Source organism: Actinokineospora cianjurensis (assembly GCF_003663795.1).
GTDB lineage: Bacteria > Actinomycetota > Actinomycetes > Mycobacteriales > Pseudonocardiaceae > Actinokineospora > Actinokineospora terrae.
In genome coordinates this window covers 3200936-3223103 of the sequence record NZ_RCDD01000001.1, presented here as the reverse complement: position 1 = coordinate 3223103, position 22168 = coordinate 3200936, and the positions used below count along the sequence as shown (strand labels likewise).

At 71.3% G+C, this 22168-nt stretch carries 20 protein-coding genes; 11 read left to right on the top strand and 9 right to left on the bottom strand.

Features of this window, described 5'->3' with window-relative positions; translation table 11 throughout:
• Window positions 1-265: 265 nt before the first annotated feature.
• From CLV68_RS14460 to CLV68_RS14450, 3 genes are all read left to right on the top strand, one after another.
• Complete coding sequence (locus tag CLV68_RS14460; protein ID WP_121390807.1) at window positions 266-2764, top strand: DEAD/DEAH box helicase; 2499 nt, start codon at window positions 266-268, stop codon at window positions 2762-2764.
• Window positions 2765-2842: 78 nt separating this feature from the next.
• Entirely contained in the window at window positions 2843-3451 is a 609-nt protein-coding gene (locus CLV68_RS14455; RefSeq protein ID WP_121390806.1) for a PstS family phosphate ABC transporter substrate-binding protein, read from the top strand.
• 45 nt (window positions 3452-3496) lie between these two features.
• A complete protein-coding gene (locus CLV68_RS14450; RefSeq protein ID WP_121390805.1) occupies window positions 3497-4321 on the top strand; it encodes an NUDIX domain-containing protein in 825 nt (274 codons plus the stop codon).
• Window positions 4322-4388: 67 nt separating this feature from the next.
• Here CLV68_RS14450 and CLV68_RS14445 read toward each other — a convergent pair whose 3' ends face one another.
• Both CLV68_RS14445 and CLV68_RS14440 read right to left on the bottom strand, forming a co-directional pair.
• Window positions 4389-4928 (bottom strand): superoxide dismutase, encoded by a 540-nt coding sequence (locus CLV68_RS14445; protein ID WP_121390804.1) that lies wholly within the window; start codon window positions 4926-4928, stop codon window positions 4389-4391.
• 104 nt (window positions 4929-5032) lie between these two features.
• The gene (locus tag CLV68_RS14440) at window positions 5033-5467 is read right to left on the bottom strand and encodes an FxsA family protein (protein WP_246009810.1); all 435 of its coding nucleotides are present in this window, start codon (window positions 5465-5467) and stop codon (window positions 5033-5035) included.
• Window positions 5468-5982: 515 nt separating this feature from the next.
• Here CLV68_RS14440 and gltB point away from each other — a divergent pair.
• Window positions 5983-10503 (top strand): glutamate synthase large subunit, encoded by a 4521-nt coding sequence (gene gltB, locus CLV68_RS14435; RefSeq protein WP_121390803.1) that lies wholly within the window; start codon window positions 5983-5985, stop codon window positions 10501-10503.
• Window positions 10496-11947, top strand: a complete 1452-nt coding sequence (locus CLV68_RS14430; protein WP_121390802.1) for a glutamate synthase subunit beta — start codon at window positions 10496-10498, stop codon at window positions 11945-11947. The genes gltB and CLV68_RS14430 overlap by 8 nt, the downstream gene beginning before the upstream one ends.
• Before the next feature lie 124 nt (window positions 11948-12071).
• Here CLV68_RS14430 and CLV68_RS14425 read toward each other — a convergent pair whose 3' ends face one another.
• A complete protein-coding gene (locus CLV68_RS14425; RefSeq protein WP_147459988.1) occupies window positions 12072-12764 on the bottom strand; it encodes a hypothetical protein in 693 nt (230 codons plus the stop codon).
• A 235-nt stretch (window positions 12765-12999) separates the two neighbouring features.
• Between CLV68_RS14425 and CLV68_RS33900 the strand changes: the two genes are divergently transcribed.
• Complete coding sequence (locus CLV68_RS33900; RefSeq protein WP_170224294.1) at window positions 13000-13167, top strand: hypothetical protein; 168 nt, start codon at window positions 13000-13002, stop codon at window positions 13165-13167.
• Between the two features lie 81 nt (window positions 13168-13248).
• On the opposite strand, the gene CLV68_RS14420 is transcribed toward CLV68_RS33900, so the two are convergent.
• The 5 genes from CLV68_RS14420 to CLV68_RS14400 form a co-directional block, all read right to left on the bottom strand.
• On the bottom strand, window positions 13249-13728 hold the full coding sequence (locus tag CLV68_RS14420) for a DUF7933 domain-containing protein (protein WP_121390800.1): 480 nt from the start codon (window positions 13726-13728) through the stop codon (window positions 13249-13251).
• Window positions 13729-13874: 146 nt separating this feature from the next.
• Window positions 13875-14396: a hypothetical protein gene (locus tag CLV68_RS14415; protein ID WP_121390799.1), complete on the bottom strand. Its 522-nt coding sequence runs from the start codon at window positions 14394-14396 to the stop codon at window positions 13875-13877.
• 140 nt (window positions 14397-14536) lie between these two features.
• Window positions 14537-15937 (bottom strand): dihydrolipoyl dehydrogenase, encoded by a 1401-nt coding sequence (lpdA, locus tag CLV68_RS14410; RefSeq protein ID WP_121390798.1) that lies wholly within the window; start codon window positions 15935-15937, stop codon window positions 14537-14539.
• Window positions 15938-15983: 46 nt separating this feature from the next.
• On the bottom strand, window positions 15984-16550 hold the full coding sequence (locus CLV68_RS14405) for a hypothetical protein (protein ID WP_121390797.1): 567 nt from the start codon (window positions 16548-16550) through the stop codon (window positions 15984-15986).
• 194 nt (window positions 16551-16744) lie between these two features.
• Window positions 16745-17056: an iron-sulfur cluster biosynthesis protein gene (locus CLV68_RS14400; protein WP_121390796.1), complete on the bottom strand. Its 312-nt coding sequence runs from the start codon at window positions 17054-17056 to the stop codon at window positions 16745-16747.
• 429 nt (window positions 17057-17485) lie between these two features.
• Between CLV68_RS14400 and CLV68_RS14395 the strand changes: the two genes are divergently transcribed.
• From CLV68_RS14395 to CLV68_RS14375, 5 genes are all read left to right on the top strand, one after another.
• Entirely contained in the window at window positions 17486-17959 is a 474-nt protein-coding gene (locus CLV68_RS14395) for an ANTAR domain-containing protein (protein ID WP_147459987.1), read from the top strand.
• 104 nt (window positions 17960-18063) lie between these two features.
• Entirely contained in the window at window positions 18064-18384 is a 321-nt protein-coding gene (locus CLV68_RS14390; protein ID WP_121390794.1) for a hypothetical protein, read from the top strand.
• Window positions 18381-19172 (top strand): SigB/SigF/SigG family RNA polymerase sigma factor, encoded by a 792-nt coding sequence (locus tag CLV68_RS14385; protein ID WP_121390793.1) that lies wholly within the window; start codon window positions 18381-18383, stop codon window positions 19170-19172. The genes CLV68_RS14390 and CLV68_RS14385 overlap by 4 nt, the downstream gene beginning before the upstream one ends.
• A 61-nt stretch (window positions 19173-19233) precedes the next feature.
• Window positions 19234-20181 carry a non-homologous end joining protein Ku gene (ku, locus tag CLV68_RS14380; RefSeq protein ID WP_121390792.1) on the top strand — a complete coding sequence of 316 codons (948 nt, stop codon included), beginning with the start codon at window positions 19234-19236 and terminating at the stop codon, window positions 20179-20181.
• Complete coding sequence (locus tag CLV68_RS14375) at window positions 20178-20360, top strand: hypothetical protein (protein WP_121390791.1); 183 nt, start codon at window positions 20178-20180, stop codon at window positions 20358-20360. Before ku ends, CLV68_RS14375 begins: the two co-directional genes overlap by 4 nt.
• A 431-nt stretch (window positions 20361-20791) precedes the next feature.
• On the opposite strand, the gene CLV68_RS14370 is transcribed toward CLV68_RS14375, so the two are convergent.
• Window positions 20792-22165: an L-serine ammonia-lyase gene (locus tag CLV68_RS14370; RefSeq protein ID WP_121390790.1), complete on the bottom strand. Its 1374-nt coding sequence runs from the start codon at window positions 22163-22165 to the stop codon at window positions 20792-20794.
• Between the last annotated feature and the right edge of the window lie 3 nt (window positions 22166-22168).

The window sequence follows — 22168 nt, the reverse complement described above, 5'->3', positions numbered from 1 at the left end:
CCGCCGCCCGGCTTGGCCGCGGCCGTCGCCTGCCTCAATCCCGACCCGCACCGCCCGGTAGCTGTTCCCCCCTGGGCCACCGGTGGTCCGCCGCGCACCCCTGCGACGCGCACGCGTCGCGCGGCGGACCGCCTGCCCCCGCGCGCGACGTCCACACCGCCCCCTGCCGGTGTGGGCGTCGCGCCGCGCGTTCGGCCTCGGCGGCCGCGCCGCCGGACGGGCGGTGCGCGCCGGGGGTGGGGCGGGCCGGCACGATCGTCACACCATGACGCTCACCGCGCGGCTGCCCGCCTCCCCCGACCCGGATGCCCTGTTCGACGCGTTCGCCTCCTGGGCGGCCGATCAGGGGTTGTCGCTGTACCCGGCCCAGGAGGAGGCGGTGATGGAGATCGTCTCCGGGGCCAACGTCATCCTCAGCACCCCGACCGGGTCCGGCAAGAGCCTGGTGGCGACCGGGGCGCACTTCACCGCGCTCGCGCACGGGCAGCGGACGTTCTACACCGCGCCGATCAAGGCGCTGGTGTCGGAGAAGTTCTTCGCGCTGTGCGAGACCTTCGGCGCCGAGAACGTCGGCATGATGACCGGTGACTCCAGTGTCAACGGGTCCGCGCCGATCATCTGCTGCACGGCGGAGATCCTGGCCAACATCGCGTTGCGCGACGGCGCCGCGGCCGAGGTCGGCCAGGTCGTGATGGACGAGTTCCACTTCTACGCCGAACCCGACCGCGGCTGGGCCTGGCAGATCCCGCTGATCGAGTTGCCGAAGGTGCAGTTCGTGCTGATGTCGGCGACCCTCGGTGACGTCACCCGGTTCAAGGACGACCTGACCAGGCGCACCGGTCGGGACACCGCGGTGGTGACCTCGGCGCAGCGGCCGGTCCCGCTGCTGTACTCCTTCGGGATGACCCCGCTGACCGAGGCGCTGGAGGAGTTGCTCAGCACCAACCAGGCGCCGGTCTACGTCGTGCACTTCACCCAGGCCGCGGCGCTGGAGCGGGCGCAGGCGCTGATGAGCATCAACGTGTGCACGCGCGAGGAGAAGGAGCGGATCGCGGCGCTGATCGGCGACTTCCGGTTCTCCTCCGGGTTCGGCAAGACGCTGTCGCGGCTGGTGCGCCACGGCATCGGCGTGCACCACGCGGGCATGCTGCCCAAGTACCGGCGGCTGGTGGAGCGCCTCGCCCAGGCCGGGCTGATGAAGATCGTCTGCGGCACCGACACCCTGGGCGTCGGGATCAACGTGCCGATCCGCACGGTCGTGTTCACCGCGCTGTCGAAGTACGACGGGGTGCGGACCAGGATCCTCAAGGCGCGCGAGTTCCACCAGATCGCGGGCCGGGCGGGTCGGGCGGGCTACGACACGCTGGGCACGGTGCTGGTGCAGGCGCCGGAGCACGTGATCGAGAACGAGAAGTCGCTGGCGAAGCTGGGCGACGACCCGAAGAAGCGACGCAAGTTCGTCCGCAAGAAGCCGCCGGAGGGGATGGTGTCGTGGGGGCTGCCGACCTTCGAGCGGCTGCGCGACGCCGAGCCGGAGCCGCTGACCTCCAGCTTCCAGGTGAGCCACTCGATGCTGCTCAACGTGATCGGCCGCCCCGGTGACGCGTTCGCCGCGATGCGCCACCTGCTGGAGGACAACCACGAGGACCGGGCCGCGCAGCGCCGCCACATCCGCCGCGCCATCGCGATCTACCGCGGGCTGCTGGAATCCGGCGTGGTGGAGAGGCTCGACGAGCCCGACGAGCAGGGCCGCCGGGTGCGGCTGACGGTCGACCTGCAGTTCGACTTCGCGCTCAACCAGCCGCTGTCGCCGTTCGCGCTGGCCGCCGTCGACCTGCTCGACCGCGAGTCGCCGTCCTACCCGCTGGACCTGCTGTCCATTGTGGAGTCCACTTTGGACGACCCGAGGCAGGTGCTCTCCGCCCAGGCGCACAAGGCCCGCGGCGAGGCCGTGCAGGCGATGAAGGCCGAGGGCATCGAGTACGACCAGCGGATGGAGCTGCTGGAGGCGGTCACCCACCCCAAGCCGCTCGCCGAGCTGCTCGGGCCGATGTTCGAGACCTACCGGCGCGGGCACCCGTGGGTCGGTGACCACCAGCTCTCGCCCAAGTCGGTGGTGCGGGACATGTACGAGCGGGCGATGACGTTCACCGAGTACGTGTCGTTCTACGCGCTGGCCCGCTCGGAGGGTCTTGTGCTGCGCTACCTCGCCGACGCCTACCGCGCGGTGCGCCAGACCGTGCCGGACGAGGCGAAGACCGAGGAGGTCGCCGACCTGGTCGAGTGGCTCGGCGAGCTGGTCCGCCAGGTGGACTCCAGCCTGCTCGACGAGTGGGAGAAGCTCACCAACCCCACCGAGGACGGCCAGGCCCCGGTCGACACGGCACCGCCCGCGGTCACCACCAACACGCGCGCCTTCCGCGTCCTGGTCCGCAACGCGCTGTTCCACCGCGTGCAACTGGCCGCCCGACGCGACTACGCGGCCCTCGGCGACCTCGACGGCGACGCGGGCTGGGACGCCGAGGCGTGGGCCGACGCGTTGGACCCGTACTACGACCTGCACAGCCAGATCGGCGTCGGCCCGGACGCGCGCGGCCCGGCGCTGCTGATCATCGAGCAGGAAGCCGAGCGGTGGCTGGTCCGGCAGATCTTCGAGGACCCGGCAGGCGACCACGACTGGGGCTTCACCGCCGAGGTCGACCTGACCGCCTCCGACGAGGCAGGCGCAGCCGTCGTGCACATCACCGCCGTCGGGGAGTTGTGACAGCCAGGGAGTTGTGACGGCGGGCCCGGATGGCGGTGCGGGAAACCCTTTCCGCTCGGTCCGGAGCCGATCCGCGAGATGCTGGTTGACGAGATCGACGGCGACCGGCACCTCGACTCCGACCAGTTCGTGGTGCCCGAGGTGGCGCTGAACCCCGGCAACAGCTTCAAGCTGCTGTTCCTGCTCTCCGGCTCCGGATCTGGCACGAAGGTTGTCCGGGTTCCCCACCGGCGGCGGGCGCAGCGGCAGGGTCGACCGCGACACCCGGATCCTGGGGCGCCTGCGGCGCAAGTTCGCCTACGTGTTCCTGTGCACCGGGAGGCCGGGGTGACCAAGCTGACCACCGCGCAGATCCGGTCGATCTACGCCGGGACCGCCACCAACTGGTCTCAGGTCGGCGGCAAGGACCTGCCGATCGTCATGATCAGCCGGAGCACCACCGATTCCGGGACCCGCCGGGTGTTCCAGCAGGCGGTGCTGGGCGGGGTGGGCGAGCTGGGACCCGACGCTGCCCGCAAGTTCTGCGTGCGGGAGTACGCCTACACCAGCAAGGAGACGCCCGACGACGGGACGCTGGCCCGGGGGTTCCTGACTTACCTGGAATCCCCGAGCGCGCAGGAGATCCTGCGGCAGGCCCGGCTGATCCCGATGGCGGATCTCCCCGAGGACCGGTGCGTCGGCGGGTGATCGTCGGCGTGCTCCCCTAGGGTGCCCGCGACAGGGAGGTGGCGCATGACCAGGGGTGACGGGGACCGCGTGGTCCTTTGTGGGCAGGGGCACGAGCACTGGGGCGAGCACGGCGCGGCCGGGTTGTTGCCGGTCGCCGATGGCCACGTCCTGCTGCAGGAGCGCGGCGGCGGCATCAGCGGGAGCGGGACGTGGGGGATGTTCGGCGGGGCGCGGGACAGCCATGAGGACACCATCACCGCGGCGCTCCGGGAGGCGGGCGAGGAGAGCACACTGGACCCGGCGCTGGTGCGGCCGTTCGGGGTGGTCGTCGAGGACCACGGGGGGTGGACCTACGAGACGGTGATCGCCTCGGCTGACGCGCGGTTCCCGGTGGAGCCGGTGTCGGACGAGACGGCGGGGGTCGCGTGGGTCGCGGTCGACGCGGTGACGGATCTGCCGCTGTTCGGCCCGTTCGCGGCGAACTGGACGCGGCTGCGGGACTGCCTGGCACCGCGGGTGCTGGTGGTGGACTGCGCGAACGTCATGGGCTCCCGCCCGGACGGCTGGTGGCGCGACCGGGCAGGCGCGGCGGCCCGACTGCGCGACCGGCTGGCCGCCGCTGATGGCTTCGCGGGCCTGCCGCCGTTCGACCTCGCCTACCCGGAGATCATCCTGGTGGTGGAGGGCCAAGCGAAGCGCACCACGGCGGTCCCCGGCGTCGAGGTCGTCTCCGCAGACCACAACGGCGACGACAAGATCGTCGAGGTTGCCCGGGCCAACCCCGGCAGCCTGGTGGTCACCGCCGACCGGGAACTCCGCACCCGCTGCACCGCGGTGGGCGCGTCCTTCATCGGGCCCGGCTGGCTCCAGGACCGCCTACCGGACTGAGCGGGGACGAAGGCCGGGGACGCGGTGCGGCCCCGGCCTTGCTCCGTCATCCCAACGGAAGGCCGGGTCAGCGGAAGCGGGCGTTGACGCACGCCAGGCGGGGGCCCGCGGTGCCTGCCTCGCCGGGGGCGGTGTGGGTGTGTTCGTTGTGGATGATGACGGCGGCGGCCGGGCGGTCGCCGAAGCGCCAGAGGACGTTGGCGATCGCGATGGCGGAGCCCTTGTCGTCGGTGGCGAAGTCGAGCCAGATCTCGTTGCGGGGGTTGGCGTAGGCGGGGTCGACCGACGGGAGTACCGGGTCGGCCTGGTCCTGGAAGTGGGGACCGGCGTCGGCGGGGTTGGGGCCGCAGGGCTTGACGTGGACGTGGGCGCCGTAGTGGCGGTAGGGCAGCAGGCCGTGCACCCACAGCAGCACGCTCGTCTTGCGCCCGGTCGCCAGCGGGACGACCGCGACCCTGGCGCCGACCGGCACCTTCTGCACGTCGTAGGTGACCGCCTTGGCGCCCTCGCGCCAGGTCTCGAACACGCCGTGCCCGGTGGCCGACGCGGGGACCGCGGCCAGCGCCGCCAGTGCCGCGGCAGCCACCACGCTCAGTAGTTTTCGCATGGCCCGATCCTCACCGTTGCCGGCGACAGCACACCCCCCACTGGCAAGGGGATCACCTCAACAGGTGAACAATTGGTCTAGACCTCAATCGGACAAACCGGTCCTCAGCGCTCGACGGTGCCCTGGATGACCGTCGGGGCGACCGCGTCGGGGTCGACCACCACCGAGTCGACCACGATCACCGGCCGGGACCGCTCCGCGCGCCGGATGATCCGGTTGCGCAGCAGCGCCCTGGTCGGCGGCAGCAGCAACAGCAGGGCCAGCACGTCGCTGATGAACCCGGGCAGCACCACCAGCACGCCCGCCGCGGCGATCAGCACGCCGTCGACAACCTCGCGCTCCGGTGTGCGGCGCAGGAACACCGCCTCGCGCAGCGCGGCCAGCGTGCGGGCGCCCTCGCGGCGCAGCAGGAACCCGCCGAGCAGGGTCGCGGCGATCAGCAGACCGATGGTGGGCAACACGCCGATGGCGCTCCCGACCGAGACCATCACGGTGATCTCGGCGGCCACTGCCAGCAGGACGATCAACAGGATGGGCACTTCCGACTCCTCGGCCAACGGGCTATTTCACTGGATATCCCTCTAACGCACCAACTGCCCGGAATGCTCCCGAGCGCAATAACCGCAGGTCAGCGCGCGTGTCGACGACGATACGCCGGTCAAGACCACGTGGTGTTCACCACGGGGGCCGCTTGGCCTATCCCGGATACGCCGAGTTCACACTATTGTCATGAGAACCCCGGACGACCCCGGGTAGTCCCACCGCGTGGGTGACGGCACGACTCCGCACCGGAGAACCGACCGCCGGACCCGCGACCCAGGCCGCACGACGAGGTGCGCTGCCACCCCCGTGCCGCGGCAGTTCGCGGCACGACATCCCGCACGACGAGGTGCGCCCACCGCCCGAGCCCGGGCGAAGCTGTCTTTTCACACCGCACCGTTTCGAGGCGCGGCACCGGGCCCACGCGCGGCTGGTGTCGTGCGCCCCCGCCCGCCCAGCCGCTCGAGAGCACGCCCGTGTGCGCGCATCCAGAGCACAGGGAGGGCCGCTAGTCATGTCGACCCGCCAAGACCACCGCGAAGGTGGTCTCTACGACGAGCAGTACGAGCACGACGCTTGCGGGGTCGCCTTCGTGGCCGACCTCGCGGGCCGCCGAGACCATGGCATCGTCGCCAAAGCACTCGTCGCCCTGCGCAACCTCGAACACCGCGGTGCCCGTGGCGCCGAGCCCGACACCGGCGACGGCGCGGGCATCCTGATCCAGGTCCCCGACGCGTTCTACCGGGACGTCACCGGTTTCGCCCTGCCCGACCCCGGTGCGTACGCGGTCGGCACGGCGTTCCTGCCCACCGACGAGACCGCGCGCGCCGAGGTCGTCGCGACCGTCGAGGCGATCGCCGCCGAGGAGGGCGCGGTCGTGCTGGGTTGGCGCGAACTCCCGGTCGACCCCGAGCACACCGGCGCCTCCGCGTTGGCCGTCATGCCGTACTTCTCGCAGCTGTTCCTCGCCGCCGCCGACGGTGTCGACGGGCTCGCCTTGGAACGCTTGGCCTTCTGCGTGCGCAAGCGCGCCGAACACGCCGCCGACGTGTACTTCGCCTCGCTGTCCGCACGGACGATCGTCTACAAGGGGATGCTCACCGAGCCGCAGGTCGAGTCGTTCTTCCCCGACCTGTCCGACGAGCGGGTGACCAGCTCGATCGGCCTGGTGCACTCCCGGTTCTCCACCAACACCTTCCCGTCGTGGCCGCTGGCGCACCCGTACCGCTACGTCGCGCACAACGGCGAGATCAACACCCTGCGCGGCAACCGGAACTGGATGGACGCCCGCGAGTCGATGCTCGCCAGCGACCTGATCCCCGGTGACCTCAAGCGGATCTACCCGGTGATCACCCGCGGCGCCAGCGACTCGGCGTCCTTCGACGAGGTGCTGGAGCTGCTGCACCTGGGCGGCCGCAGCCTGCCGCACGCGGTGCTGATGATGATCCCCGAGGCGTGGGAGAACCACACCGAGATGGACCCGGCGCGCCGGGCGTTCTACCAGTTCCACTCGACGCTGATGGAGCCCTGGGACGGGCCCGCGCTGGTGGCCTTCACCGACGGCACCCAGATCGGCGCCGTGCTCGACCGCAACGGCTTGCGACCGGCCCGTTACTGGGTGACCGAGGACGGCCTGGTGGTGCTGGCCAGCGAGGTCGGCGTGCTCGACATCGACCCGACGACCATCGTGCGCAAGGGCAGGCTGGAGCCGGGCCGGATGTTCCTGGTGGACACCGCCGCGGGCCGGGTGGTCGACGACGAGGAGATCAAGGGCGAGCTGGCCGCGGCGCACCCGTACGGCGAGTGGGCGGCCAAGGGCCTGCTGCCGTTGGCGCAGCTGCCCGCCAGGGCGCGCGAGGTCCCGACGCACTCGTCGCTCGTGCGCAGGCAGCAGGCGTTCGGCTACACCGAGGAAGAGCTGACCCTGCTGCTGGAGCCGATGGCGCGCACCGGTGCCGAGCCGATCGGGTCGATGGGCAACGACGCCCCGCTCGCCCCGCTCTCGCGCGCGCAGCGGCCGCTGTTCGACTACTTCAGCCAGCTCTTCGCCCAGGTGACCAACCCGCCGCTGGACGCGATCCGCGAGGAGCTGGTGACCTCGCTTGGCACCCAGCTCGGCGCGGAGCCGAACCTGCTGGCGGGCACGGCCGAGTCGTGCCGCCGGATCACGCTGCCGTTCCCGGTGCTGGACAACGACGAGCTGGCCAAGATCGCGCACGCCGACGACGACGGCGACCTGCCGGAGTTCCGGTCGGTCACGGTGCACGGCCGCTTCGACGTCGACGGCGGCGGTGACGCGCTGCGCGAGCAGCTCGACGAGATCCGCGCCCAGGTGTCGCGGGAGATCCGCGCGGGCGCCAGGGTCGTTGTCCTGTCCGACCGCGGCGTCGACGACGAGCTCGCCCCGATCCCGTCGCTGCTGCTGGTCGGCGCGGTGCACCAGCACCTGGTGCGGGAGAAGACGCGCAGCCAGGTGAGCCTGGTCGTGGAGTCCGGTGACGCGCGCGAGGTGCACCACGTGGCGCTGCTGATCGGCTACGGCGCGTCGGCGGTGAACCCGTACCTGGCGATGGCGACCGTGGAGGACATGGCCAGGCGCGGCGTCATCCGAGGGGCGATCGACCCCCATACCGCGGCCCGCAACCTGATCAAGGCGCTGGGCAAGGGCGTGCGCAAGACCATGTCCAAGATGGGCGTGTCCACTGTGGCCTCCTACCACGGCGCGCAGATCTTCGAGGCGCTCGGCCTCGGGTCCGAGGTGGTCGACGCCTGCTTCACCGGCACCACCTCGCGGCTGGGCGGCATCGGCTTCGACGTGCTGGCCGAGGAGGTGCGGCAGCGGCACGCGGTGGCCTTCCCGGTCGGCGGTGTGCACGCCGACCACCGCGAACTGGCCGTGGGCGGCGACTACCAGTGGCGGCGCGAGGGCGAGCCGCACCTGTTCAACCCGGAGACGGTGTTCAAGCTCCAGCACTCCACCAGGGCCGGGCGCTACGAGGTGTTCAAGGACTACACCCGGCTCGTCGACGACCAGTCCACGGCGCTCAAGACGCTGCGCGGGCTGTTCGCGTTCAAGGAGGGCGTGCGGCCGCCGGTGCCGATCGAGGAGGTCGAGCCGGTCAGCGAGATCGTCAAGCGGTTCGGCACCGGCGCCATCTCCTACGGCTCGATCTCGCGGGAGATGCACGAGACGCTGGCGATCGCGATGAACCGGCTGGGCGCCAAGTCCAACACCGGTGAGGGCGGCGAGGACTCCGACCGGCTCTACGACCCGGCCAGGCGGTCGGCCATCAAGCAGGTCGCCTCGGGTCGGTTCGGCGTCACCAGCGAGTACCTGGTCAACGCCGACGACATCCAGATCAAGATGGCGCAGGGCGCGAAGCCGGGCGAGGGCGGCCAACTGCCGGGTACGAAGGTGTACCCGTGGATCGCCAAGACCCGGCACTCCACCCCGGGCGTCGGGCTGATCTCTCCCCCGCCGCACCACGACATCTACTCCATCGAGGACCTGGCCCAGCTCATCCACGACCTCAAGAACGCCAACCCGGCGGCCCGCATCCACGTGAAGCTGGTGTCCGAGGTGGGCGTCGGCACGGTCGCCGCGGGGGTGTCCAAGGCGCACGCGGACGTGGTGCTGATCTCCGGGCACGACGGCGGCACCGGCGCGTCGCCGCTGTCGTCGATCAAGCACGCGGGTGGTCCGTGGGAGCTCGGGCTGGCCGAGACCCAGCAGACGCTGCTGGCCAACCGCCTGCGCGACCGGATCGTGGTGCAGACCGACGGCCAGCTCAAGACCGGCCGCGACGTCATGGTGGCCATGCTGCTGGGCGCGGAGGAGTTCGGGTTCGCGACCGCGCCGCTGGTGGTGTCGGGCTGCGTGATGATGCGCGTGTGCCACCTCGACACCTGCCCGGTGGGCGTCGCGACGCAGAACCCGGTGCTGCGGGCCAGGTTCAGCGGCAAGGCCGAGTACGTGGTCAACTTCTTCGAGTTCATCGCCCAGGAGGTGCGGGAGTACCTGGCCGCGCTGGGCTTCCGCTCGATCCAGGAGGCCGTCGGGCACGCCGAACTGCTCGACACCCGGGTCGCGGTCGACCACTGGAAGGCGGCCGGGCTCGACCTGACGCCGATCTTCTTCGTGCCGCCGCTCGAGCCGCGCGCGGCCAGGCACCAGACCGTCGCGCAGGACCACGGCCTGGCCCGGGCGCTGGACAACACGCTGATCCAGCTCGCCGAGGGCGCGCTGTCCGCAGGCGACAAGGTGCGGCTGGAACTACCGGTGCGCAACGTGAACCGGACCGTGGGCACCATGCTCGGCTCCGAGGTGACCAAGCGCTGGGGCGGCGACGGCCTGCCCGACGACACCATCGACGTGACCTTCACCGGCACCGCGGGCCAGTCCTTCGGCGCGTTCCTGCCACGCGGGGTGACGCTGCGGCTGGTCGGCGACGGCAACGACTACGTCGGCAAGGGCCTGTCCGGCGGTCGGATCACCGTGCGGCCGCACCCGGGGGCGCAGTTCGCCGCCGAGCAGCACGTCATCGCGGGCAACGTCATCGCCTACGGCGCGACCTCCGGCGAGGTGTTCCTGCGCGGCAAGGTCGGCGAGCGGTTCTGCGTGCGCAACTCCGGCGCGCTGGCCGTCGTCGAGGGCGTGGGCGACCACGCCTGCGAGTACATGACCGGTGGCCGCGTCGTGGTCCTCGGTCCGACCGGGCGCAACCTGGCGGCTGGCATGTCCGGCGGCATCGCCTACGTGCTCGACCTGAACCCGGCCAGGGTCAACCCGGAGATGGTGGACCTCGACCCGCTGTCGTTGGCGGACAACGACTTCCTGCGCGGGGTCGTCGCCAAGCACGTCGCCGAGACCGACTCGGCCGTCGGCCGGGCGCTGCTCGCGGACTGGGACAACGAGGTCAGCCGGTTCACCAAGGTGATGCCCACCGACTACAAGCGGGTGCTCGCCGCGCGCGCGGCCGCCGAGGCCGAGGGCCGCGACATCGACCAGGCGATCATGGAGGCCGCACATGGCTGACCCCAAGGGCTTTCTGACCACCCGGCGCGAGAACGCCACGCACCGACCGGTCTTCCTCAGGCTCAAGGACTGGCGCGAGGTCTACGACGAGTTCGGCAACGAGCGCGTGCAGAAGCAGGCCGGGCGCTGCATGGACTGCGGGATCCCGTTCTGCCACCAGGGTTGTCCGCTGGGGAACCTGATCCCCGAGTGGAACACGCTGGTGTGGCGGGAGGACTGGAAGCGGGCGGCCGACCGGCTGCACGCGACCAACAACTTCCCCGAGTTCACCGGCACGCTGTGCCCCGCGCCGTGCGAGTCCGCGTGCGTGCTGGGCATCAACGACGACCCGGTGTCGATCAAGCGGGTCGAGGTGTCGATCGTCGACCGGGCGTGGGACGAGGGCTGGATCACCCCGCAGGTACCCGCGACCAGGACCGGCAAGAAGGTCGCCGTGGTCGGGTCCGGCCCGGCCGGGTTGGCCGCGGCGCAGCAGCTCAGCCGCGCGGGCCACGACGTGGTGGTCTTCGAGCGGGCCGACGCGGTGGGCGGATTGCTGCGGTACGGCATCCCGGAGTTCAAGATGGAGAAGGCCCGCCTCGACCGGCGGCTGGCGCAGATGCGTGCGGAGGGCACCGAGTTCCGCACCGGTGTCGACGTCGGCGTTGACGTCACCGCCGCGCAGTTGCGGGCCGAGTTCGACGCGGTCGTGCTGGCCGGTGGCGCCACCGCGTGGCGCGACCTGCCCATCCCCGGTCGCGAGCTGGCCGGGGTGCACCAGGCGATGGAGTACCTGCCGCCCGCGAACCGGGTGGCGGCCGGGCAGCTCGACCGCTCCCCCATCCACGCCGGGGGCAAGCACGTGGTGGTCATCGGCGGCGGCGACACCGGCGCGGACTGCGTCGGCACCGCCCACCGCCAGGGCGCGGCGTCGGTGACCCAGCTGGAGATCATGCCCAAGCCGCCGGAGGCCAGGGCCGACGTGAACCCGTGGCCGACCTACCCGCTGCTGTACCGGGTGACCTCCGCGCACGAGGAGGGCGGCGAGCGGGTGTACTCGGTGTCGACCACGGAGTTCGTGGGCGACGGCGAGGGCAACGTCCGGGCGCTGCGGCTCGCCGAGGTGGAACTGGTCGACGGCCGGTTCACCCCGGTCGCGGGCTCGGAGCGGGAGATCCCGGCCGACCTGGTCACCCTGGCGATGGGCTTCGTCGGCCCGGAGAAGGGCGCGCTGCTCACCGACCTGGGCGTCGACCTGGACCCCCGCGGCAACGTCGCCCGCGGCCAGGACTTCCAGACCTCCGTCGATGGCGTGTTCACCGCGGGCGACATGGGCCGCGGCCAGTCGCTGATCGTCTGGGCCATCGCCGAGGGCCGCTCGGCCGCGGCCGGGGTCGACGCGTACCTGACCCAGCGCTCGGTGCTGCCCCGCCCCATCGAGCCGACCGACCGCCCCCTGGTCTGAGGCTCCCCAGGGACAACGGCCCCGCGGGCAATGACGCTCGCGGGGCCGTTCTCACCCCTGTGCTCAGGATGCACGCGGGGTTCTCGCGCTGGCCGCGCCCTCAGCAGGTGGGCACGGCGGGGGCTTACGGGGTCGGGTTCAGGTACGCCCGGGTCTCGCCGACCCGCACGTCACCGACCACACCCACCAGCGGGGCGGTGGACACGACGCGCACGGGGATCACCGTGATCTGGTTGCCCGAGACGACCTGCTGGTTGAGGTAGACGGTGACCGAGAGCACGCCGACGGTCACCGGGATGGTCTGCGTCGGCAGGGGACCGTTGAAGGTCTGACCGGCGACGGTCAGGTTCTCGACGCTGACCGCGCCCGCCTTCACGACCGTCGTCGAGCCCTGGCTGACCGACGCGGTGGCCGAGGAGCTGATCGAGTCCGCCGAGAGCAGCGCGGAGCCGAGCAGGCTGACCAGCGCGACGTCGGTGATGCCCGCGACACCCGCGGCGGTGCGGGTGGTGGCGGTGTCGGTGAGCGAGGCCGAGGTGTTGATGGCGCCGAGGCTGCCCAGGACCGGGGCGGTCAGGTTCGGCAGCCCGGTGGTCTGGGTGGTGGGGACCACGTTGGTGACGTTCACGTTGGCCCTGGCGGCGGGCGGCAGGGGCGGCAACAGCAGCGGGACCACCGTGGCCTCGGCGCCGGTGGCGGTGGCGGATCCGTAGTAGGCGGGGGGTGCGGCGGCGGCGGGCTGGGCCAGCCCGACCACGGTCGCGCTCACCAGCGCGAGTGCGGCAGGCATCATCCAGCGTCGGGAGACACTGCGCATGACAGCTCCTCGATTCGGGCCCGGAGTTGGGCCAGGAAGATCATCGCCCGCCATTCGCCCGCCGTCTTCCGTACAGCGCACGATCCAACTGTTCAGCCGTACGTGTTCACTCGAATACCGTCCGTGCGCAACGCACAGGCAACTGCACCCCCATCCGCACGCGATCACCTGCGTCCGAACGGGCTAAACCCGCTCGAATGGTGCTATTGGCCGCCACGATCAGCACAATGTGGGCATGACCGAGCGATTCACCGACGAGGAGTTCGCCTTCCTGCGGCACGCCCGCTTCGGCGAGCTGCCGGAACGGGTGCGCCCCGAGGACCTGGTGACCCTCAAGGAGACCGACCCCGCCCCCGACTACGCCGACCTCGCCTACGACGCCCGCGAACGCGCCGAGGGCTGACCCGCACGGGCCAGCCCTCGGCATCGACCTGGCTGTCCGAGGCGGTCGTCCACTCCGGACACCTCACCGACCCGCGCGCGGCTAGCTGGCGCTCGCCTCCTCGAAGTAGATGGAGGCGCAGCGGGCGGGTGGGGTGAGGCCGGTCAGGTTCTCGATGTCATCGGCGCAGGTGGCGGAGTTGCCCTGGACCGCGGAGGTCACCGGGATGACGATCGTGCACGATGCCTCCGCGGCGGCCAGGGTTCCCGTGACGGTGGTGGTGCGGCCGCCGGGAGGGGTGACGAGCAGTGTCGCCGTCGCGCAGGTCGTCGTGGGCGCGCTGGGGCGGGTGAAGTTCTGCGGCAGGGTCAGCGCGAAGGCGAACGGGACCGCGGTCGGGGTGTCGGAGTTGGTGATGGTCAACGTCAGCGTGCGCGCGCTGCCCGCCGCGGCGGCCCGGGCGCTGTAGGCCGCGTCGAGCCCCGGCTGTGCTGCCGCGGCAGCCGGTTGGGCGGCCACGACGAACATCGTCGACGTGGTCACCGCGAGGGCGGCGGTCAGGAATCGGCGCGAACTGGACATCGAGGTTCACCTCTCACCTAGTGGCCGGGGGCAGTGCCTCCCCTCTGCTGAGTACCCCGTCCGGCCCGCCCACCGCCGTCCCCGGTGGACGTCGCATCCGGACAGGTGGCGTTTTTCACCCGCCCGAGGGCGGGAACGGCCGCGGGTCAGGAGGCGTAGGGCTCGGCGAAGTAGATCGAGGCGCAGGTCGCCAACGGGGTCAGACCGGCGAGGTCGGCGAGGTCGGCGGAACACGTGCTGTAGACGCCCTCGGTGGCGGCGGTCAGCGGGATCGTCACCGTGCAGGTCGGCGTGAGGCTGGTCATGGTGCCGTCGACGTACAGGACGTCGGCCACCAGGGCCGCGCGACCACCGGGGATCCCGCCGCCACCCGGATCCACGGGCGGGGTGTCGGAGATGGTGGTGTCCGTGCAGGTGCTGCTCTCGCCGCCGAGCGGCGTCGTCCCGGTCGGCAGGGTGAGCGTGAAGGCGAAGGTGAACGTGCTCGCGATGTCGGAGTTGGCCAGCGTGAAGACCAGGTTCCGGGGCTTGTTGTGCGCCGAGGCCGTCACCGAGTACGCGGCGGTCACCCCGGGTAGCACCGCGGCGGTGGCGGGCTGGGCGGTCACCACGAGCGCCGACAGTGCGACGGCGGTGGACAGAACGCGACGCTGGTTCGGCGAGAGCATGACGGGTCGCTCCTCGATTCGGGGACGTGCCGTTCCCGTCGGGTACCCGCCCGCCACCACTCCCGCCGTCCACACCGGACTTTCACCCGGACGAGCGACACCCGGTCCGCGATCGGCCACGACCGCGGACCGGGGCGGGCTCACATGTTGATCATGTGTCCGGCCAGGCCGTGGATGGCCTCCTTGACCGCCTCGCCGAGGGTCGGGTGCGCGTGCACGTTGCGCGCCACCTCGTGCACGGTGAGGTCCCACTGCTGGGCCAGGGTCAGCTCGGGCAGCAGCTCGGTGACCTCGGGGCCGATGAGGTGCCCGCCGAGCAGCTCGCCGTGGGTCTTGTCGCTGATCAGCTTCACGAAGCCGACCGGCTCGCCGAGGCCGTGCGCCTTGGCGTTGGCGGTGAACGGGAACTTGGCGACCTGGACGTCGTAGCCCTTCTCGCGGGCCTGCGCCTCGGTGTAGCCGAAGCTGGCGACCTGCGGCTGGCAGTAGGTCGCGCGCGGGATCATCACGTAGTCGAGCTCCATGGTCTCCGCGCCCGCGATGGTCTCCGCGGCGATGACCCCCATGGACTCGGCCGCGTGCGCCAGCATCAGCTTCGCGGTGACGTCACCGATGGCGAAGATGTGGTCGACCGAGGTGCGGCAGAAGCCGTCGATCTCGATGGCCTTGCGGTCGGTGAGCCTGACCCCGGTGTTCTCCAGGCCGTAGCCGTCGACCCGCGGCGCGAAACCGATGGCCTGCAACACCTTGTCGGCCTCGATGACGTCGCTGGTACCGCCCTTGGACACCGTCACCTTGACCTTCGCGCCGGAGTCGTCGATGGACTTCACCCTGGTGCCGACCCGCACCTCGATGCCGAGCTTCTTGTACCGGCGCAGCAGTTCCTTGGAGACCTCCTCGTCCTCCAAGGGCACCACGCGGTCGAGGAACTCGACGATGGTCACCTTGACGCCGTAGTTGTGCAGCACGTAGGCGAACTCGACGCCGATGGCGCCCGCGCCCGCGATGACGATGCTCTCCGGCAGCGTGTCCGAGAGGATCTGCTCCTCGTAGGTGACCACGCGCTCGGACAGCGACGTGCCCGGCAGCAGGCGGGTGGTGGCGCCGGTGGCGATGATCGCGTTGCCGAAGGTCACCGTCTCGGTGCCGCCGTCGGACAGGGCGACCTCGATGGTGTTGGCGTCGCGGAAGGTGCCCCACCCGTTGTACTGGATGATGCCGTTCTTCTTCATCAGGTAGTGCACGCCCTTGACGCGGCCGTCGGCCACGGTGCGGGAGCGCTGGAAGGCGGCGCCGTAGTCGAGGCTGATCGAGCCGTCGACCCGGATGCCGAACGTCGTGGTCTCGTGCTGGAGGATGTGCGCCAGCTCCGCGTTGCGCAGGAGTGCCTTGGAGGGGATGCAGCCCACGTTGAGGCAGACACCGCCCCAGTAGCGCTCCTCGATGATCGCGGTCTTGAGGCCGAGCTGGGTCGCCCGGATCGCCGCGACGTACCCGCCCGGTCCCGCGCCGACGACCACGACGTCGAAGTGTGTGCTCATGGCCCCCACGATATTCGCCCGCGCGGAGTGGTCGCCCACGCAGGGCTCAGCCGCCGACGGCGATCCCGCCCGGGGTGTCGGACGCCACTGCCAGACCGAGCACACCGGCCAACCGCGGCCTGGTCCTGATCCGCCGCTCCCCCGCCGCGAGCACCTCGGCGATGTCGGCGACCACGTCGGGCCGGGCCAGTGCGCCCGGCCCGACGGGGTCACCGGGTACCGCGACCACGGTCGTCGGGACACCGGTCTGCTCGCGCACGCGCCCCTGGCCGACGAGCACCAGGCCGCGCACGATCTCCGGGAACTCCGCGACGACCCGGCAGGCCACCTCGGTCAGTGCCGTGTGCGCCACGACCTGGGTGCGGGTGGCGCGGTCGGCGAGGGTTTCCAGCACGTCCTCGAGCCGGTCGAGGGAGCCCGCGCCACCTGCTTGCGGCGGCACGGCGCACCAGGCGACCTGGTACAGCTGCTCCAACGGGCGCCAAGCCTCCGGCAGCTCCCGCGGCCGCGTCGCCGTCGGGCTCAGCACCACGACCGCGGGACCGTAGTCCAACCCGCGCCACAGCGGTGCCTTCGCCGACGAGACCAAAGCCAACCGGTTGCTGCGTGCCATCGAGCGCCTCCCGAGTCCGATCCACCCCATTTCGGATTACCCGGGTGGGGTGGTTTCAATCACTCGATAGCGCAGATCACAGCCCTGCTGTGCGTTGAACACGGCTCTGCTGTGCGTTGAACACAGCCCTGCTGTGCGAGAACGCGACCCCGCGGCGGGAAAAGCGCCCCACCGCGCGCGTTCACGGCGCGCGGTCAGACCGGTCGGTCGTCCTCGGACTGGCGCAGCACCGCGAAGTTCAACTGGCCGTGCGGATCGGCCTGCACGTCGAGCACCTTGTCGGACAACAACTCGGCCGCGCCCGGTTCGAGGAACACGTGCGCGCCGGTCGGCCCGGTCACCACCTGGTCGCCCGCCACCGGTTCCGGCGCGAGCGCCACCGCGAGCGGCGTGCCCTCCACCTGCGGGGTCACCAGGGTGAACCGCAGCCCACCGGTCTCCTCGATGCCGTCCTGGGCCGTCAACGCGCTGATCGCGTCCGCAGCAGCCTCTGTCACCGCCAGCATGTCTGGCTCCTTTCCGTGTCACCTTGTCGTGCGGCTCGCGCACCCCACCGTAGGGGCGCCGGTGACGGCTCGCCGGACGGACCCAGACCCGCCTCGTGGCCGCTTCGGCGTGATCTTTAGAGTGCTCCGGTAGCGGTTGAGCAAGCAGCCGCAGCACGCCGGGGGCGACACCCAGGCAGATCGGCCCAGCGGCCCAGCCGCCGGGCACCGTCGCCGCCCGGCACTCGCGTGAAGCGAGGGGGCTGCGTGCTGCACGACTCCCGCCTGTCCTGGCGGTCGGTTGCCGCTCGTGACGCGCCCCCTCGCCGATCGCGCCCCCCGCGTGGTCCCCCAAGGACGCGGGGGATCGGCCGAGTGGACGTGGACCGGGAGGGAAGACCGCATGGGCACCGCGGTGCGAAGACCGCATAGGCGAGCCGGGGGGTGCCGGTGACGCCGGACCCGAACTCGCTGGTGGCCCAGTTGCAGTCCGAGTTGGACGGTCTGCGGCGCGCGCTGCGCACCAGGGCGACCATCGAGCAGGCGATGGGTGTGCTGGTGGTGCTGCGCCGGTGTTCGCCGAAGGAGGCGTTCGACGCGCTGGTGCGGCTCTCGCAGCAGTACAACACCAAGCTGCACCGGGTGGCGCACCTGGTGGTCGGCCTGTTCGCCGAGCCGTCGGTCGAGCCGCTGGACAGCTACCTGCGGCGCAACCTGGTCGCCGACGACCCGGTCGACACCGCGGCCGACCCGATCCGGTTGGACGCGGCGCTGCTGGACGCGGCCCGCGCGCTCGCCGAGGCGGGCCAGGAGCGGTCCGAGGTGGACCAGGCGGTGCGCGACCTGCACCGGGTGCTGGTGGAGCAGGGCTGGGTCCCGCCCTACGACGTGCTGGGCCCGATCGCGGACGGGACCCGCGCCTAGGTGCCGGATCCACCGGCCCCCGGCGCGCGACGGCCACTCGAACGCGCAGGTGTCCTCGCAGGCGATTCGGGGTACGTGGAGCACATGACGCAGGCCCGGCGACGATGAGCGGCAGCAACGACCCGTGGGCGGCGCCCGGCGCCGTGCCGGGGCCGCGGTCGGTCGGCGACCGGGTCCTGGTGCGGGTGCGGGCCGACCGGGCGAACCCGCCGGTGGTGCGGGAGGTCGCCGCGGCGGTGTCCGCCAGGCTCGGTGCCGACCCGGACGACGCCGCCGACCTGACCGAGCCCGATACCACCTCGTTCGGGTGGCGGGTGCTCGCGGCGCTCGTCGATAGTGTCGACTGCGGGGTGGGATCGGGGCCGGACGGGAGAGCGAACGTGCACATCAGCGTCGTGCGGGCCGAGTCTGCGGGTGCCGGGTGAGCGCGGAGACCCCGACCGGATCCTCGCACGAGTACAGCCACCTGGCGCCGTTGTTCGCCGAGCTGGTCTCGCTGCCGGAGGACGACGGCAGGCGGGACGCGGTGCGCGACAAGCTGGTCACCGGGCACCTGGCGCTCGCCGAGCACATCGCCATGCGCTTCGCCCACCGCGGCGTGGCGCGCGAGGACCTCACCCAGGTCGCCACCGTGGGGCTGATCCACGCCGTCGACCGGTTCGACCCGGAGCGCGGCATCGACTTCCTGTCCTTCGCGGTGCCGACCATCATGGGCGAGGTCCGCCGCTACTTCCGCGACACCGCCTGGTCGGTGCGGGTCCCGCGCAGGCTCAAGGAGCTGCACCTGACCATCACCGCCGCGGGCAACGAGCTGTCCCAGCGGCTGGGCCGGGCGCCGACGCCCAGCGAGATCGCCGCCCACCTGGGGATGAGCCGCGAAGAGGTGTACGAGGGCCTGGAGGCGGGTCAGGTGTACCAGTCGGTGTCGCTCGACGAGGCGCTGTCCTCGGGTGACCCCGACTCCGACCCGCTCGCCGACACCCTCGGCGAGGACGACGCGGCACTGCTGGGCATCGACGACCACGAGTCGCTGCGGCCGCTGATCGAGCGGCTGCCCGAGCGCGAGCGGCGGATCCTGCTGCTGCGGTTCTTCAAGAACATGACCCAGACCCAGATCGCGGAGAAGATCGGCGTCTCGCAGATGCACGTGTCCCGGCTGCTGACCCGCACCCTGGAGACGCTGCGTGCCGGACTGGTCACCGACGAGCGCTGAACAGGACTTTTCCGGTGTCCCTGGTCCACACTGGAGGCAGGGACACACCCGGGAGGCTGGCGTGGCGCGACCGATCTGGCACGGTGCGATCAACTTCGGGCTGGTCACGGTCCCGGTGGACATGTACGGGGCCACCGAGGACCACACGATCAGCTTCCGGCAGTTCGAGCGCGGCACGAGCGACCGCATCCGCTACAAGCGGGTCAACGAGCGCACCGGCGACGAGGTCGCCTTCGCCGACATCGTCAAGGGCGCCGAGATCGGCGGCGGCGAGTACGTGATCATCGAGCCGGAGGAGCTGGACGGGATCGCGCCCGGCCGCTCCCGGACCATCGACATCTCCTCGTTCGTGGCGCTGGAGGAGATCGACCCGATCCACTTCCAGAAGACCTACTGGCTGGCCCCGTCGAAAGAGGAGTACGGCAAGGCGTACGGGCTGCTCCTGCAGGCGATGCGCAAGACCAACCGCGCGGGCGTGGCGACGTTCGTCATGCGCGGCAAGGAGTACCTCACCGCGATCCGCGCCGGGGACGACGACCTGCTGCTGCTGACCACCATGCTGTTCGCCGAGGACCTGCGCGACCCGGCCAAGGAGCTCAAGTCGCTGCCGGAGATCACCCCGGCCCGCGGCAAGGAACTGGACATGGCGATCTCGCTGGTCGACTCGATGACCGAGCAGTGGGACCCCAGGGAGTACCACGACACCTACACCGAGCGGGTCGAGAAGCTCATCGAGGACAAGAAGGCGGGCCGCGAGGTCGTCGTCGGCGAGGAACCCAGCTCCCCCACCAAGGTCGTCGACCTGTTCGAGGCGCTGAGCAAGAGCGTGGAGAGCCGCAGGAATCGCCGAGACACCCCGGGATCCACTACCGGCGGCGAGGACCTCGATACCCTCAGCAAGGCCGACCTGGACAAACTGGCCCGCGAACTGGACATCAAGGGCCGCTCCAAGATGACCCGCGACGAACTCCAGAAGGCGGTGGCCGCGACAACAAGGAGAGCCTCATGACGTGCGCCGACTGCGCCCACGACCTGAGCCACTGCCACGGCACCCTGCTACTCCCCGACAGCACCCTCCCCGAGTGCACCGACCCGTCCTGTGTGGACCTGGCAGAGTCCCGCCACCCATTGACCGCGACCGCGCACGACCTGCTCACTCAGGCCCGCACGACCCCCATCGCCGCCTGACCCCTATCCAGGTTCACCAATTCCACCCGGCCCCACCAGGCATGCCCCCTGCGCGCCCACCACGGTCATCGGTCCAAGCGCGCCCGCCACGGCCACTTGTCCTATCGTGCCCCTCACAGGCGTTGGCCCACACGCGCCCCTCACAGGCGTTGGCCGAACCGCGCTCCTCGGAGTCGCTGGTGCCAACTGCTCGATGTGGCGGACTTGTTTTGCGTGGGGGGACGGTGCCCGTAGCGTCGCCTCGCGGCAGGGCCTGCTTTTCGGCCCCTGCTTTGCGGTTCTGCCCGGGTGTCGTAGGGGCCCCACGCAAAACAAGTTCGCCACATCGAGCCCTTCAAGAAAATCGCGCCCCACCGCAATGCCGAAGGCGAGCCGTCCCCCACCGCGAAGCCGCAGGCGAGCCCGATTCCCTTGCCCCGCAACACATCCACTCAGCACTCGATGACGTTGAGGGCCAGCCCTCCGCGCGCCGTCTCCTTGTACTTGGTGTGCATGTCGGCGCCGGTCTCGCGCATGGTCTTGATGACCTTGTCCAGGTGCACGACGTGGGTGCCGTCGCCGCGCAGGGCCATTCGGGAGGCGTTGATGGCCTTGGTGGAGCCGACCGCGTTGCGCTCGATGCAGGGGATCTGCACGAGGCCGCCGACCGGGTCGCAGGTGAGGCCGAGGTGGTGTTCGAGGCCGATCTCGGCGGCGTTCTCGACCTGGGCGACGGTCCCGCCGAGCACGGCGGTCAGGCCGGCGGCGGCCATCGCGCAGGCGGAGCCGACCTCGCCCTGGCAGCCGACCTCGGCGCCGGAGATGGAGCCGGTTTCCTTGAGCACCACGCCGATCGCGGCGGCGGTGAGCAGGAAGTCGACCACGCCGTCCTCGTTGGCCACCGACAGGAACCGGGTGTAGTAGTGCAGGACGGCGGGGATGATGCCCGCGGCGCCGTTGGTGGGGGCGGTGACCACGCGGCCGCCGGAGGCGTTCTCCTCGTTGACGGCCAGGGCGAACAGGCTCACCCAGTCCATCACGTACAGCGGGTCGCCCGCGCCGTCCTCGTCGAGCAGCTTGTCGTGCAGCGCCTTGGCCCGCCGGGGGACCTTCAGGCCGCCGGGCAGCACGCCGTCCTGCTCGCAGCCCCTGGTGACGCAGTCCTGCATGACCTGCCAGATGTGCAGCAGGCCGGCGCGGACCTCGGCCTCGGTGCGCCACACCAGTTCGTTGGCGAGCATGACCTGCGCGATGGACTTGCCGCTGTTCTCGCAGTGGGTCAGCAGGTCGGCCGCGGAGCGGAACGGGAACGGCACCGGGGTGGTGTCGGCGGAGATGACCGGGCCGTCGGCCGCGGTCTCGTCCAGGACGAAACCGCCGCCGACCGAGTAGTAGGTGCGGCGCGAGAGCTCGGTGCCCGCGGCGTCCCAGGCGGCGAAGGTCATGCCGTTGGGGTGCAGCGGCAACGACTTGCGCCGGTGCATGACCAGGTCGTCGTCCTCGGCGAAGGCGATCTCGTGGCTGCCGAGCAGCCGGATCCGACCGCTCTGCCTGATCTCGGCGACCCGGACCGGCACCGAGTCGGTGTCGACGTCCTCCGGGCGCGCGCCCTCCAGCCCGAGCAGCACCGCCTTGTCGCTGCCGTGGCCGTGGCCGGTGGCGCCGAGCGAGCCGAACAGCTCGGTGCGCACCCTGGCCACCTCAGCCAGCGCCCCGGCTGCCCGCAGCCCGTCGACGAACATCAGGGCGGCCCGCATCGGGCCGACCGTGTGCGAACTCGAGGGGCCGATGCCCACGCTGAACAGGTCGAAGACGCTGACCGCCACGAC

Bases quoted from the DNA above. Each gene is read 5' to 3' on its own strand.
- CLV68_RS14460 (WP_121390807.1), top strand. From the start codon at position 266: ATGACGCTCACCGCGCGGCTGCCCGCCTCCCCCGACCCGGATGCCCTG.
- CLV68_RS14455 (WP_121390806.1), top strand. From the start codon at position 2,843: ATGCTGGTTGACGAGATCGACGGCGACCGGCACCTCGACTCCGACCAG.
- CLV68_RS14450 (WP_121390805.1), top strand. From the start codon at position 3,497: ATGACCAGGGGTGACGGGGACCGCGTGGTCCTTTGTGGGCAGGGGCAC.
- CLV68_RS14445 (WP_121390804.1), bottom strand. From the start codon at position 4,928: ATGCGAAAACTACTGAGCGTGGTGGCTGCCGCGGCACTGGCGGCGCTG.
- gltB (WP_121390803.1), top strand. From the start codon at position 5,983: ATGTCGACCCGCCAAGACCACCGCGAAGGTGGTCTCTACGACGAGCAG.
- CLV68_RS14430 (WP_121390802.1), top strand. From the start codon at position 10,496: ATGGCTGACCCCAAGGGCTTTCTGACCACCCGGCGCGAGAACGCCACG.
- CLV68_RS14425 (WP_147459988.1), bottom strand. From the start codon at position 12,764: ATGCGCAGTGTCTCCCGACGCTGGATGATGCCTGCCGCACTCGCGCTG.
- CLV68_RS33900 (WP_170224294.1), top strand. From the start codon at position 13,000: ATGACCGAGCGATTCACCGACGAGGAGTTCGCCTTCCTGCGGCACGCC.
- CLV68_RS14420 (WP_121390800.1), bottom strand. From the start codon at position 13,728: ATGTCCAGTTCGCGCCGATTCCTGACCGCCGCCCTCGCGGTGACCACG.
- CLV68_RS14415 (WP_121390799.1), bottom strand. From the start codon at position 14,396: ATGCTCTCGCCGAACCAGCGTCGCGTTCTGTCCACCGCCGTCGCACTG.
- lpdA (WP_121390798.1), bottom strand. From the start codon at position 15,937: ATGAGCACACACTTCGACGTCGTGGTCGTCGGCGCGGGACCGGGCGGG.
- CLV68_RS14405 (WP_121390797.1), bottom strand. From the start codon at position 16,550: ATGGCACGCAGCAACCGGTTGGCTTTGGTCTCGTCGGCGAAGGCACCG.
- CLV68_RS14400 (WP_121390796.1), bottom strand. From the start codon at position 17,056: ATGCTGGCGGTGACAGAGGCTGCTGCGGACGCGATCAGCGCGTTGACG.
- CLV68_RS14390 (WP_121390794.1), top strand. From the start codon at position 18,064: ATGAGCGGCAGCAACGACCCGTGGGCGGCGCCCGGCGCCGTGCCGGGG.
- CLV68_RS14375 (WP_121390791.1), top strand. From the start codon at position 20,178: ATGACGTGCGCCGACTGCGCCCACGACCTGAGCCACTGCCACGGCACC.